The sequence below is a fragment of the Prosthecobacter sp. genome (assembly GCF_014879935.1).
In the GTDB taxonomy this organism is placed as follows: Bacteria; Verrucomicrobiota; Verrucomicrobiia; order Verrucomicrobiales; family Verrucomicrobiaceae; genus Prosthecobacter.
Genome location: NZ_JACSRD010000226.1, coordinates 1 through 13,793, shown reverse-complemented (window position 1 = coordinate 13,793; position 13,793 = coordinate 1). Strand labels below are relative to the sequence as shown.

Annotated in this window: 13 protein-coding genes; 12 read left to right on the top strand and 1 reads right to left on the bottom strand. The window is 62.1% G+C overall.

From position 1 onward, the window contains the following. Positions 1-120: 120 nt before the first annotated feature. From IAE77_RS26240 to IAE77_RS26200, 9 genes are all read left to right on the top strand, one after another. Positions 121-672 carry a YceI family protein gene (locus tag IAE77_RS26240; RefSeq protein ID WP_294233219.1) on the top strand — a complete coding sequence of 184 codons (552 nt, stop codon included), beginning with the start codon at positions 121-123 and terminating at the stop codon, positions 670-672. A 4-nt stretch (positions 673-676) separates the two neighbouring features. Then, positions 677-1,822 (top strand): type III polyketide synthase, encoded by a 1,146-nt coding sequence (locus tag IAE77_RS26235; protein ID WP_294233216.1) that lies wholly within the window; start codon positions 677-679, stop codon positions 1,820-1,822. Then, positions 1,819-2,988 carry an NAD(P)/FAD-dependent oxidoreductase gene (locus IAE77_RS26230; RefSeq protein WP_294233214.1) on the top strand — a complete coding sequence of 390 codons (1,170 nt, stop codon included), beginning with the start codon at positions 1,819-1,821 and terminating at the stop codon, positions 2,986-2,988. Before IAE77_RS26235 ends, IAE77_RS26230 begins: the two co-directional genes overlap by 4 nt. 3 nt (positions 2,989-2,991) lie before the next feature. Further along, on the top strand, positions 2,992-3,837 hold the full coding sequence (locus IAE77_RS26225) for a methyltransferase domain-containing protein (RefSeq protein ID WP_294233211.1): 846 nt from the start codon (positions 2,992-2,994) through the stop codon (positions 3,835-3,837). A 30-nt stretch (positions 3,838-3,867) separates the two neighbouring features. Next, positions 3,868-4,128, top strand: coding sequence for a hypothetical protein (locus IAE77_RS26220; RefSeq protein ID WP_294233208.1), 261 nt, complete (start codon positions 3,868-3,870; stop codon positions 4,126-4,128). After that, positions 4,109-4,522, top strand: a complete 414-nt coding sequence (locus tag IAE77_RS26215; RefSeq protein WP_294233205.1) for a PIN domain-containing protein — start codon at positions 4,109-4,111, stop codon at positions 4,520-4,522. The genes IAE77_RS26220 and IAE77_RS26215 overlap by 20 nt, the downstream gene beginning before the upstream one ends. 3 nt (positions 4,523-4,525) lie before the next feature. Beyond that, positions 4,526-4,879, top strand: coding sequence for an acyl carrier protein (locus tag IAE77_RS26210; RefSeq protein WP_294233202.1), 354 nt, complete (start codon positions 4,526-4,528; stop codon positions 4,877-4,879). Continuing rightward, positions 4,876-6,132, top strand: coding sequence for a beta-ketoacyl-[acyl-carrier-protein] synthase family protein (locus IAE77_RS26205; RefSeq protein WP_294233200.1), 1,257 nt, complete (start codon positions 4,876-4,878; stop codon positions 6,130-6,132). The genes IAE77_RS26210 and IAE77_RS26205 overlap by 4 nt, the downstream gene beginning before the upstream one ends. 191 nt (positions 6,133-6,323) lie before the next feature. Next, positions 6,324-6,908, top strand: a complete 585-nt coding sequence (locus IAE77_RS26200) for a hypothetical protein (RefSeq protein ID WP_294233198.1) — start codon at positions 6,324-6,326, stop codon at positions 6,906-6,908. A gap of 190 nt (positions 6,909-7,098) precedes the next feature. On the opposite strand, the gene IAE77_RS26195 is transcribed toward IAE77_RS26200, so the two are convergent. Beyond that, positions 7,099-9,648 carry an efflux RND transporter permease subunit gene (locus IAE77_RS26195; protein WP_294233195.1) on the bottom strand — a complete coding sequence of 850 codons (2,550 nt, stop codon included), beginning with the start codon at positions 9,646-9,648 and terminating at the stop codon, positions 7,099-7,101. A 150-nt stretch (positions 9,649-9,798) separates the two neighbouring features. Between IAE77_RS26195 and IAE77_RS26190 the strand changes: the two genes are divergently transcribed. Genes IAE77_RS26190 through IAE77_RS26180 form a run of 3 tightly spaced genes read left to right on the top strand, consistent with a single transcriptional unit; the run spans position 9,799 to position 13,550 of the window. After that, a complete protein-coding gene (locus tag IAE77_RS26190; RefSeq protein ID WP_294233192.1) occupies positions 9,799-10,446 on the top strand; it encodes a hypothetical protein in 648 nt (215 codons plus the stop codon). A 32-nt stretch (positions 10,447-10,478) separates the two neighbouring features. Beyond that, on the top strand, positions 10,479-11,903 hold the full coding sequence (locus IAE77_RS26185; RefSeq protein WP_294233189.1) for a sulfatase: 1,425 nt from the start codon (positions 10,479-10,481) through the stop codon (positions 11,901-11,903). Between the two features lie 42 nt (positions 11,904-11,945). Beyond that, the gene (locus IAE77_RS26180; protein WP_294233186.1) at positions 11,946-13,550 is read left to right on the top strand and encodes a hypothetical protein; all 1,605 of its coding nucleotides are present in this window, start codon (positions 11,946-11,948) and stop codon (positions 13,548-13,550) included. The last annotated feature ends 243 nt before the right edge of the window (positions 13,551-13,793 follow it).

Here is a 13,793-nt window from a genome sequence, read left to right as displayed (position 1 = left end):
CAGGTAAAATTACCAAATGGTAATCTCCGAATCCCTTCCTTGAGGATGCAGACGACGAAAATCTAGACACACTGCGCTTCGGCTGCCGGACCTTCTTCCGGCGGTCTCTGAACAACGCGCATGAAACCTCTGCTTCTTCTCGTCACCCTTTTGGGTGCCGCCGCTCTCCACGCTGAAACCTGGAATGGCAATGCTGCCATCACCTTTGACGGCACCTCCACGCTGCATGACTGGGGCGGGAAAGTCTCCGCACAGCCGTTCAAGGCCGAGGTCACCATGAGTGGCGACAAACCTGTGCGCATCGTCTCCACCGTGACGGTCAAAGCGGCCGAGATGGACACCGAGGAGGCCAAACGCGATGAAAACATGCGCAAGGCCATGAAGGTCACCGAGCATCCGCTCATCGTCGGGAAGATCGACGCGAAGTTCTCCGAAGTCGCCGCCGCGGGCACGCCGACGAAGCTGCCCATCGAGTTGAATTTGCTCGGCACACCGCAAAACGTCACCGGCACCATCTCGAATTGGAAGCTCAGCGGCAACAAAGCCACCTTTGACCTCGAATTTCCGGTCTCGATGAAGGCCAGTGGCATTAGCGTCCCCACGGTGCTCTTATTCATCAAAGTAGGGGATGGCATCAAGGTGCGTGCCTCGGTAACGTTGACCAAGAATTGAGTTCATGCCCGCTTACATCCATCACATCGCCACCGAGACCCCGCCGCATCTGTATAGCAACGAGTTCGCCTGCTCGCGCATGAAGGGCTGGGTGCAGGATCCGCGGGCGAAGCGCATGGTGGAGCTGATTTACGAGCGCACCGGCATCGACACACGCTACAGCGTCAGCGACGACTTCATGAAGGAAGACGGCGGTCTCTTCCGCACGCTGCCGGATGGCACCATCAACTCGCCCAGCACCGGCCAGCGCAATGAGCTGTATGGCAAAGCGGCACGCGAACTCGCGGTGAAGCTCGCCCGCAAGACGCTGGCGGAGTGCCCGCAGTTCGCGAAGGAGCAGATCACGCATCTGGTATTCGCGTCATGCACCGGCTTCACGAATCCCGGGCCGGACTACCACATCATTCGCGAGCTCGGTTTGAATGAAAACGTCGAGCGCTACACCGTCGGCTTCATGGGCTGCTACGCGGCCTTTCCGGCGCTGCGCATGGCGGCGCAGTTTTGTGAGGCGAATCCGGACGCGGTGGTGCTCGTGATGTGCTTGGAGCTTTGCACGCTGCATCTTCAGGTGAGCGACAAGACCGAAAGCATCGTCGCGAATGCTCTTTTCGCCGATGGAGCCGCCGCGGCCATCCTGAGTGCTCGCAAGCCCACCGATGAGCGGCCTTACTACCGCGTGCAGGGTTTTCACTCGGCGCTCGTGCCGTCTAGCGAGGCGGACATGGCCTGGGAGATCGGCGATCACGGTTTCAACATGGTTCTTTCTGCCTACGTGCCCGGTTTGATCGGCAGCAACATCCGCGAGATGCTCAGCGGCGTGCTCGCGAAGCGTGATCTCAAACTCAGCGACATCGACGAATGGGCCGTGCATCCGGGTGGTCGCGCCATTTTGGAGCAAGTCGAGCAGCATCTGCAACTCCCGCCCGAGGCGCTGGAGATCTCACGCGGCGTGTTGCGTGATTACGGCAACATGAGCAGCCCCACGGTCATGTTTGTGCTCAAGGGCATGCTCGAAGAGGCGGAAACGGATCGCGCCACCACCTGCGCCATCGCGTTTGGTCCCGGATTGACGGTGGAAACGGCCGTGCTGGAGCGCTGCGGCGCTGCCATCACCTCGCCGACGAAAACGAAAGCCGCCTCGCACGCATGAAGCCGGAACTGGATGCCATCATCGTCGGCGGAGGCCCTGTGGGGCTGCTGCTGGCGTGTTTGCTCCAAAAGCGCGGCCTCCGCTTCCGCGTGCTCGAAAAGCGCACGCAGCCTCTCGCGCATTCCGCCGCCATCGGCATCACACCGCCCTCGCTGCACATTTTGGATCAACTCGGGCTCGCACGGCAGTTCATCGAGGCCGGTGTGAAGGTCTATGACTGCTTCGTGCATGGTCGCAAAAGCAAACTCGGTCGCGTGACCTTCCGCGACATTCCGGACGAGCATCGCTTCATCCTCTCGCTGCCACAGGCGACGACGATTTCGATCCTGCAAAGCCATCTCGGCACGGAATGCATGCAAACCGGCTGCGAGGTCACCGGCATCACGCAGCACGCGGATCACTGCGTCGTGCAAACGAATGCCGGTGAGTTCACCACGCGTTTTGTCATCGCCTGCGATGGTGCTCGCGGCCGTGTGCGCGAGTTCATCGGCATGCAGGCCCCGGTGAAGCCCTACGACTGCCATTTCGTCATGGGCGACTTCATCGATCGCACCGACTTCGGCGATGCCGCGCACCTCTTTTTCACGTCAACAGGCTCCGTGGAGTCCTTTCCGCTGCCCGGCGGCCAGCGACGCTGGATCGTGCAGACGGATCAACGTCTCGATGCACCGCCAAAAGGCCTCGTCAGCTACCTCACGCATCTGCGCACCGGCATCAACGTGCCCTCTGCCGATCAGGTGAACGAGAGCGTCTTCACGCCGCGTCGCTTCAATTGCGACCGCTACTACTCGCACCGTGTCATCCTTTGCGGCGATGCCGCGCACGGCATGAGCCCCATCGGCGGCCAGGGCATGAACACCGGCTTCGCCGATGCGGAATTCCTCGCCGAGGTGCTCGCCAAAGCGGACCCGCTCGCGCTGTTGCCCGCCTACAATCGCTTCCGTCGAAAGGCCGCGAAGACCGCCATCTTCCGCGCCGAGTGGGGCATGTGGCTCGGCACGTGGCGCGGCAATGCACGCTCCGCGCTGCGCGATGTCATTTTGAAGTTCCTGCTCTGCCAGGGACCGGTCGCCCGGCGCATGGGACCGTTTTACGCCATGCTCACCATTCCCTTCAACACGCTCGCCCGCGTCCCCCAGGCCAGTTTGAGGCCGCACACCGCTTGATTCATGTCCACCGACTACGTTCCCACCATCGACGGCGCCGCCTCGCACTATGATGACCTCGATCAGTTCTACCGCGAAATCTGGGGCGAGCACGTCCACCACGGCGTGTGGTTCACCGGCAAGGAAAGCGACACCGAGGCCGCTGAGAACCTCGTCAAGATCGTCGCCGAGCTCGGCCACACGGGCGCGGCCACCGACGTGTGTGACATCGGCTGCGGCTACGGTGCCACCGCGAAAATCCTCGCGCAGCGCTACGGCGCGAATGTCACCGGCATGACCATTTCGAGCGTGCAGCTCGCCTACGCGCAGGCGAACAACCACGTGCCCGGCAAAACGACCTTCATGGTGCGTGACTGGTATGACAACCAACTGCCCGCCAACCGCTTCGATGTCGTGCAGACCGTCGAAAGCCTCGAGCACATGCCGGATCTGCCCACTTTCTTCCGCGAATGCTATCGCGTGATGAAGCCCGGCGGTCGTCTCGTCGCCACTGCGTGGATGTCCTGCGAAAATCCCGATCCCGTGGCTAAACGCCACTTCATTGATGCAATCACACGCGAAGCCCAGATCGCCGGCGTGCGCCCCGAGAGCGAATTCCGCGCCGCCACCGAGGCCGCAGGCTTTGTGAACTACCAGTTCAAAGATTACGCGCCCCTCGTGAAGCACACCTGGCCGCTCTGCGCCCTGCGCACCGTCAAAGGCCTGCTCACCAAGCCGCACTACCGCAGCTTCCTTTTCAGCTCGCGGAACCCAAATCGCATCTTCGCCCTCACCCTCTTCCGCATCTGGCTCGCCTACGAACTCGGCATCCAGCGCTACGGCATCTTCAGTGCGGAGAAGCCTGTTTGACCCGCCGGACGATTCGTTTATCCTTCGACCATGAAAACCGTGTCCATCACCTTGGAAGACGACCTCTACGAGGCCGCCGAGGCGCAGGCCGTGCGCAACCGCAAGTCGCTCGGCGACTTCCTGCGCGACGTTTTCGTGTCAGGACTCCGCCATGGCTCTGCCAAAACCCCAAGCGAAACCACCACGCTGAACGCGCTCTGGCAGCTCGCCGACGCGCACCCGCTCACACCGGGCTCCGTGGGGCCACTGAACCGCGAGGACTGCTACGAACGTGGACTTTCTCGACACTAACATCCTCGTTTATGCCGTCAGCCGACGGGCTGAAGACGCGAAGAAAGCCGCAGCGGCGCGGGCGCTCATCCAGCCGTCTGGTCAGGCCGTCTCCTTGCAGGTGTTGCAGGAGTTTTACCGTGTCGCCACACATCCGAAAAAGCTCGGCTACACTCACGATGAGGCCGTGGCGTTTTGCGATGGCTGGCGGCGCACCTTCACCGTGCTGGAGCCCACTTTGCGAATGTTCGACGCCTCCCTCGCCATCTGTGCCCGCTATCAAATCAGCTACTTTGACTCCTGCATCGTTGCCGCCGCGAAGCAGCTCGGCTGTGCCACCATCTACTCCGAGGACCTGAACCCCGGCCAGACTTACGACGGCATCCGCGTCATCAATCCTTTCCTGAATCTTTGAATCATGCCCATCACCGAAGAACGCCAGCAGCAGATCACCAAGTCGCTCAAACGATGCAGCGAGGCCACCGTGGCCGCCGCGTTGCGTTTTGAAGAGTCGCGCGATCTCGATGAACTGCCCGCCATCATCCTCGGCGTGCTCGAGCGCGATGCCGCAAACCCCAAACCGGAAGGCGTGCATGCCGCCACCGATGACTCGCGCCTCATTGAAGACATCGGCATGGACTCCTTTGGCATGATCGAGGTCGTCATGACCGCGGAGGAGGTGCTCGGCATCACCGTCGCCACGCAGGAGATGAACGGCATCCGCACGCTCGGTGAATTGAAGACCTTCCTTCGTTCCAAGCTCGCCGCATGAACCGCGTCGTCGTCACCGGCCTCGGCTTCATCTCCAGCATCGGCAACAGCCGTGCAGAGGTGCTGCAAAGCCTCCGTGAAGGCCGCTGCGGCATCGAAGTCATGCCCGAACTCGCTGCCGCGAACGACCGCGTGAAGCTCGCCGGCACCTTGAAGGGCTTTTCCTTTCCCACCGCCGATCCGCTCGACTGGACCTTCCCCGCGCACGTGCAGTTCAGCCGCTCGCAGCTCCGCACACTCGTGCCGAATGCCGTCTTCGCCTCCGTCGCCATGGACGAGGCCATCCGCGATGCGCAGCTCAATCCCGCGCTCGTCTCTTCACCGCAAACCGGCCTCTACTGCGCCTCCGCAGGCTCGTCGTGGATGACGCATGTCGCCCTCGACTCCGTTCTCACCCGCGGCCCCGCCCGCACCTCGGCACCGACCGTCGTCACCGGCATGCCGAACTCGCTCCACCTCAATCTCACCGCGAAGTTTGCCATCAAAGGTGCCTCCGTCGGCTTCAGCAGCGCCTGCGCCTCCTCCGCGCACGCCTTGGGCAGCGCATGCGATTTGATTCGCATGGGCCGTCAGAAGATCATGTTCGTCGTTGGCGCGGAAGATTGTCATCCGTGCAACATCCTGCCCTTTGCCTCGCTGCGTGCCTTGAGTGCTCAAAGCGATCCCGCGCTTGCTCCGCGACCCTTTGACGTGAATCGCGATGGCTTCATCATCACCGGCGGCGGTGCAGCGCTCGTCCTCGAAGACGCCGAACACGCCGCCGCCCGCGGCGCGACCATCTACGCCGAAGTCAAAGGCTGGGGCCAGGCCTCCGACGGCTACGACGTCGTTGCGCCGGATCCTAGCGGTGCAGGTCTCGCCCGTGCGATGACGAACGCATTGCAAGACGCCCATCTCGACCCCAGCGCCATCGACTACCTCAACGCCCACGCCACCGCCACGGCGGCTGGCGACCTCGCCGAACTCAACGCCCTCAAAGCCATCTTCACCGGCGACAAAAGCCCGAAAGTTAGCAGCACCAAAGCCCTCACCGGCCACGGTTTGAGCCTCGCCGGAGCCCTCGAAGCTGGCATCTGCTGTCTCGCCCTCGGCGAAGCCTTCATGCCCGCCTCCGCGAAGACCCAAAACCTCGATCCCGCCTGCGAAGGGATCTCGATTCTCACTGAAAGATGCGATGAAGCCCCAAGCGTGGCGATGAGCAACAGCAGCGGCTTTGGCGGCGCAAATGTGGCGCTTATTTTCGGTCAGGCGTGACGCAGGCGCGACAGCGTCATGGAGTGCGCTGGCCCTCCAGCGCTTTCGTGAGGCCACGATATCAACGAAGACCCAACAGCCTTCATCGAAGCTCCTGACTGCCGAAGTGAATTTTCCGGCGACTCGCGCGTCAGTGAGCGCCCGAAAGCGGCGGAGGGCCGCCGCACTCCAAAACGCTGTCGCGACTTGCGTTGTCCTTCAAGCCTTCCACACTCCCCCATGCCAAAACCATCGATTGGCCGCATGCGCCGCCGCATCGACTCACGGAGCGTGGCACCTATTTCGTCACTGCGGCGACCTACCTCAAAGCGCATCACTTTCGCGGTCCCAAGCGTCTCGAAGTCCTCCAGCGCGGCCTGCTGATCGTCACCGCCAAATACGGCTGGTCTCTCGAAGCTTGGGCGGTCTTTTCCAACCACTACCATTTCGTCGCCAAGTCCCCGGAACACCCCGCCACGCTCGAACCGATGCTCGGCATGCTGCACGTCAAACTCAGCGGCTGGGTCAACAAGCTCGACGGCACTCCGGGTCGCAAAGTGTGGCACAACTACCGCGAGACGCAGCTCACGCACACGAACTCCTACTTCGCCCGCTTGAACTACACGCACAGTAACGCTGTGCATCACGGCCTCGTGCGAGTCACCAAAGACTATCCCTGGTGCTCCGCCGCCTGGTTCGAGCAAACCACCAGTCCCGCCCTCGTGAAGTCCATCCAACGCTTCAAGACCGACAAAATTAACGTTCCCGACGACTACGACGTTGATTCGGAGTGGTGATTTCGAATCTCGCGACAGCGTTTTGGAGTGCGCTGGCCCTCCAGCGCTTTCGTGAGTCCACATCGCTCACGAAGTTCAAACAGCCTTCCTCGAAGCCCCTGAGTGCCGAAGTGCATTCTGCTGTGGTTCGCGAGTCGGTGAGCGCTCCAAAGCGGCGGAGGGCCGCCGTACTCCAAAACGCTGTCGCGCCTCACTTGATCCACTTCCACCTCGCGAAGAGGAAATAGAGCACGGGCAGCACCAGCAGCGTCAGTACCGTGGCAAACAGCAGGCCGAAGATGTGTACGGCAGTGAGCGGTCGCCACAACTCGCCGCCCGTCAGCGCCAGCGGGATCAAGCCGCACACGGTGGCGAAGACGGTGGCCAGAACGGCACGCAGACGCACCAGCGCGGCATGCATGAGCGCCTTTTCGAGCTCCACGCCTGCGGCACGCTCTTCCTCGATGAAGTCCGACAAAACGATGATGTGGCTCACGATGACTCCGGCGAGGCTCACGATGCCGATCAGCGCCATGAAGCCGAAGGACGCGTGCGTCGTCGCCAGGCCGGTGAAGGCTCCGATGAGCCCCAGCGGCACCGTGAGCATCACCACGAGCGATTTCATGATCGAGCGGAACTGGATCACCATCGCCAGCGCGATCAGCGCGAGCGAAATCTTCAACACGCGCTCCATCTCGCGCTGGCTGTTGGTCAGTTCGCGCTCCTCACCGCCGAAAGCGATGCCTTCCTTCGGAAAATGCTCGCGAGCCTTCGCGAGGATGCGCGAGGCCAGCTCACCGAATGGCGCGAGCGCCTTCACGGTAATCGTGCGTCGCTGATTGAGCCGTGATAGAATGGCGGAGTCGTCGTGGACCTTGTAAGCACCGGCTTTTCGCAGCTCCTCGGCCACTTTGGCTACCTTGGCTTCCAAATAACCCGGGCCGCTGACTTCGATCTGGATCGGTGTTTCGAGCGCTGGGCCTTGTTCGATCTGTTTCACGAGGCAAAGCGCGTCCGTAATCTCGCGGTCGAAGACTTCGCGCAGATGCACGATGAGCGCGGGCACATCCTCGGCCTTTCGCGTGTTCACCAGCACCTGCGCCACGTTTGCGGCGCTCTGGCGTGGCAGCACGTTGTAGTAAAACATGGGCGTGCCGCCGCCGCTGACCATCACGGCACTTTGGATGGCGTCGTCTTTTTGCAGGAAATCGCCCATGCGAGCCGTGACGGCCATCGTTTGCTCAATCGGGCTGCCTTCGGGCAATTGGATGTCCACGAGCAGTTGATTCCGCTCTGCGGCCGGGAAGAACTGTTTGCCGAAAAGCGGGATCAAAGCCGTGCTGGCCGCCAAAAGGGCAAAAGCGCCCAAAACCGTCGCCAGCGGCCTGCGCAGCCCAAATTGCAACGCGGCGCGATACACCGGCACGAGCCGGTAAAGCGGATGCGAGCCACTCACGGCATCAAAACCCTTCTGTCCCTTCAAAAGATAGTAACCGAGCAGCGGAATGAAGGTCATCGACACGATGCGCGACGACACCAGTGCCAGCGTGATGACAATCGGCAGCGAAATGATGAACGCGCCCATGTCTCCCGGCAGCAGTGCCAGCGGCAGGAAGGCCACGATGTTGATCACCGTGCCGAAAAAGATCGCGCGACGCAGTTTAAATGGCCCCAGCCACGCCGCGATGCCGCGCGGCTGGCCTTCGGCGAGCTCGCGATTGATGCCATCCGACGCCACCACCGGATCATCCACGAGCATGCCGAGCGAGATGATGAGCGCCGCGATGGAAATCTGCTGCAGCGGCACGTCCAGCGCCGCCATGCCGCCGAGCGTCATCGCAATCGTCAGCGGAATCGCCACCGCCACCACCAGTGCGGTGCGCCAGTCCATCAGCAGCAGCGCCACCAGCACGACCACGATCACCGCCTCGATGAAACAGCGCAAAAACTCCTCGATGCGATGCGCCGTGGCCGCCGGTTGATCCGACACCGTGATGACGCGCACGCCCTCCGGCATCTTCGTTTTCTCGATTTGCGCCAGCACATCCGTTTTGAAGTCGCGGATGATGTTCCCCGCCTTCATCTCCACCGCCACCAGCACACTCGCCGATGGCTTCAACGGGCCATCGCCCTCACGATGCAGCGTCCGCGTGCTGTAGCTCGCCGCCACCATGTCCTCAAAGCTCAAAATCTCCGCCGGTGGATGCCCAAACTGCCGGATGCGCCCCGTGCTCGGCACTTTTTTGAGTTCCTGCTCAATGATGTCGGCAGCTTCGCCTGCCTTTGTTCCATCGTCAGCCAAAACAGAAAAGAGCAACGTCGCCGGAAGCTGAAAATCCGTCTCCAGCCGCGGCTCGTTGCAGCCCTCTGGCAGCTTTACCTCCGCGATGAGTTCTTTCGCCTGCTTCCAGTGTGCCTCAATGACCTCCTTCCGGTCCGTCTTCAAAGTAACCACGATGATCGACACGTTGTCCTTCGACTGCGACTGTAGTTTCTCCAACGTCGGCAGCTTCACCAGAGCCGCTTCGAGTTTGATGGTGATTTCCTTCTTCATCACCTCCGCCGGAGCCCCCGGCATCACCGTGATGAGCACCGCATCATGCGTCGGAAACGTCGGGTCCTCCTGCTGCGGCAGTTGAGTGAATGAAAGGCAGCCCCAGGCCAAAACGGCAATCATGGCCAGCCAGCCGAGGACTCGATGCTCTACAAAGAACTGGGTGATGCCGCCGCGTGTGATGGCTGGAGTTAGGGAGGAGTCCATGCGAGTTCCCAGTTTCAACGCGGCCCCGCCGTGGTGCAAATTGCGGGTCAGGGAAACGCCGATGTGAGAACGGTGGACGGGACAGGGTGACAGGACGCACTGGCTCCGTCAGTCTGGCGGCTGAAAGGCCCCTTTTTCGAACGCCACCGGATGAAACATCGCTCCATTGAGCCCGAGCTGCTCGACCTGCTGCCACCGGATGATCCCGAGGCCATTCGTACGCGGGAGCAGATGCTGTGGGTGAACGCCGTGATGGGGAATCATCGCTGGATCGAGCGCATGATGCGGCGTCATGGAAAGGTGGACTGGGATGTCAGCGAACTTGGCGCTGGCGACGGCACCTTGTCATTGCGCCTGTTGCGCGCGGGTTTGTGTCGCGAAGAGGGGCTGCACGCGATCGATCTGGCGCCCCGGCCGCGTCACTGGCCTGCGGCAGCGGCGTGGACGGGTGGCAATGTGCTTCACCATCCGCTTCCTGGATCGAGGATCGTGATCGCCAACCTGTTCCTGCACCACCTGACGGATGAACAGCTCGGTGTGCTGGGATCGCGGCTTTCATTGAGCACCCGGTTGATCGTGGCCGTGGATCCGGCGCGGCTGTGGATTCATCGCGTCACAGGCCGGCTGTTCGCCGCATTGGTGGGATTGAACCGGGTGCATTGCCATGACATGCGGGTGAGCATCCGCGCCGGATTTCGCGGCGACGAATTGCAGCGGGCGCTCGGATTGGATTCGGAGTGGGAAGTCCGCGTCAGTCTGCATCCACTGGGTGGATATCGTTTCCTGGCAAAGCGCTGACAATTCCCAGCCATGCGGACGTTTTGAGGCCCATGATCCGCATGCTTTTCCTCCTGGCGTTGATGGCCGGTCACGTTCAAGCCAAACAGCCGAACATCCTGCTGCTGATCGGCGACAACTGGTCCTACGAGCATGCGGGTGCGAACGGTGACAAAGCGGTGCGCACGCCGGTGTTCGACCGCATGTGCCGCGAGGGCATGCGTTTCACGAATGCGTTCTGCCCGGTGCCATCTTGCTCGCCCACACGTTCCTGCATCGTCACCGGGCGTGTGGCGCATCAGCTTGTGGATGCGGCGAGTTTGTGGAGCAAGTTTCCGGGGAAGCTCCGTGTGTTCGGCGATGAGCTGTCAAAAGCTGGCTGGCATGTCGGTTTCACCGGCAAAGGCTGGAGTCCTGGCAATTTCATCGACTTCGGACGTGAGTTGAATCCCGCTGGAGCGCAGTTTGAGGACTTCGCCAGCTTCATGCAGGTGCGGAAGGAGAAGCAGCCGTTCTTCTTCTGGTTCGGATCGACGCACACCTCGCTGAACAAATGGAAGGAGGGCCTGGGCGAGGCGCGTGGCATTGATCCGGCCAAAGTGCGGGTGCCGAAGTCGCTGCCCGATGTGTCGGAGGTGCGTGAGGAGATCACCGACTACCTCGCACAGGTGGAACTTATGGATGAGGCCTTCGGCGGAGCGATCGCCTTGCTCGAGACAAACGGCGAGCTGGACAACACGGTGGTCATTCACACCAGCGACAACGGCTGGCAGATGCCACACGGCCTCGCGCATTGCTACGACGATGGAACTCACGTGCCGCTGGCGGTTCGCTGGCCGGGAAAGGTGAAACGAGGCTCGGTGAGCGCCGACTTCATCTCGCTCACCGATCTGGCGCCGACGTTTCTGGAGATCGCCGGTCTGCAGCCGTGGCCGGAGATGACGGCGCACAGTTTTGTCGATGTGCTCATGGGAAAACCCCCGGCGGTGAGGCGAGATCACGTGTTCATCGAACGCGAGCGGCACGCCAACGTGCGGCGGGGTGACTTGAGCTATCCGGTGCGTGGCGTGCGCACGGCGGGACATTTGTACCTGCGCAATCTGCGGCCGGAGCGCTGGCCGGCGGGCGATCCGGAGCTCTACTTCGCCGTGGGGCCGTATGGCGACATCGATGGCTCGCGCACGAAGGCCTACATGATGACTCATGCCGGTGATCCCAAGGTGAAGCCGTTGTTTGAGATCAGCTTTGGCAAACGGCCAGCGGAGGAGCTCTACGACTTGAAGAACGATCCTGATCAAGTCGTGAACCTCGCCGCCGATCCCCGTTATGAGCCGGTCAAGGCGGAGCTGGCCCGCAAAGTGGACACCTGGATGCGGGAGACGGACGATCCGCGTGCCGCGGACCCGGCGACGAACGTGTGGGACGCGTATCCGTATTTCGGCGGACCGGCGAAGGACAAGCGGGCGGCGAAAAAATGACGCCGCGTTGCCGTGGCGGTGAAGTGCGGCATACTGCGGGCCATGATCCGGCCCCACACGCCGAAAGAGACGCCCGCCGAAAGAACCGCGCACAGCGGCGATGGCGCGTGGGCGTCCCCTTGGGGACTGGATCACGAGTGGCAGGACGCCCCGCCAGCGAAGAAGAAGCGTGAGGTCATCGACGAGCCGGAGCCGCCGCTGCCGCCGAAGGTGGAGGCAAAGCCGAAGGCCGAGCCGCGGCCTCAAGTGCCTGCGCGACCACCGACGAGACCGGAACCGGTGGCAGAAGAGTCCCCGATGGCTGCGTCTCCACGTGTTGCGGAGAAGCCGCGAAACGTCTCCACGCCTGCGCCACACAGGCCGCCGTTGCAGGTGGAGCGTGAAGCTTCGTGGGGCACCCTGACCGTCCTCAGCATGGGTTTGCTGCTCTTTGTCTTCGTCGCCTGGGTTTACATCCATGACGAGCCGCCGGGATTTGACCAGGATCTGCGGCCGAGGCGGCTTGTGGATCAAGCACTGACGATTCGCACGCCGGAGAAGCTGAAGAAGTTCCTCGCGTCGGTCACTCCGATGGCAGGTGATGCCGCTCGTGGACGGCCGCCGTGGCTGTGGGACACGCCCACGCTGTCGCGGATCGTTCAGGCGAACGGTACGGCGCTCGACAACCTGCGTGACCTGCTGGAAGACGCCGACTGGCACGCCAGCCACTCCGCGTGGCATGCGGAGGATGTGTGCGGAGATGCCCGCTGGCGTGACGCGTTGCTTTTGAAGCAGGTGGAGGCAGCCTACCTCTCCCGACGCCAGCAGGAGGCGGAGGCGTTCACCGCCGCGATCGATCTGGCCGAGATCGGCTGGCGTCTGGAGCAGATGCACGCCTGGCCCTCAGGTTATCAAAGATCGCTGGAGGCGCAGACGCTCGCCGCACAAACACTCGGCGACCTTCTGCGGCAGACGAAACTGCCGGAGGCGACGCTGCGGCAGTTCCAGCGCCAGTTCAGCGTGTGCCAGCCGACGCGGGAGATGCTGCAAAGCGCGCTGAACGCCTTTTACGTGCATGAGAAGAAGCTCATCCTCGGCCCCGGCAGCCAGGAGCCGCTGGACACGATGCCGGGAGGTGCGCAGTTGCGGCGGCCGGGGCGGCTGTTCTTCAAACCGAATGAGACCGTGCAGCTCTTTGCCACCGCCTTCCGCCAGTTACGGGACGAAGCAAGGGCACCACTGGCGCAGACGTCCGACATCCGCCTGAAGGAGATGCCTGGCGGAGAGGGTTCAGTGCAGCCGAACTCGGAGGGGCGGGTCTATTTCATTCGTCACATGAAGACTTACACGCCGCTGCCGGCGCAGCTCGATCTGGTCCGCACGCGTGGGAATCTGATCATCACCCTCTTTGCCATCCGCCGCTGCATCGCGGAGAAAAAGACCGTGCCCGCGTCGCTTGAGCAGCTTCGCAGCTTCAACTTCCTGCTCGATGTGCCGCTGGACCCCTACACCGGCGCTCCGCTGCAATATGACCTCGCTCGCGGAGTGATCTGGTCCGTCGGCAACGATTTGAAGACCTCCGGCGGCAAATCGACCGAACCGCCGATGAATGACGCGACGGAGCCGACGCTGGAAATTGGCATCAAGATGGCCGGAGCGGTGAATTAGCCTGCATTTCTCACACTGTGTGGCTTCCATGTCCTGTGGGCGTCGCTTCGGAGGTTGGAGTCCAGGCTTTAGCCGATCCGCAGGCTGTGAGACGTTCGGATCGCCTCAAGGCTACACTCCAACCTCTGCCGATGAGTGCGTGCTCTGAACAAGTGTGAGAAATGCAGGTTAGGTCCAATGCCGTTAAGCTATAATTTCTGTACTTTCTGTTTTGGTGGTTAACTGACAATGGATGCCCCCATC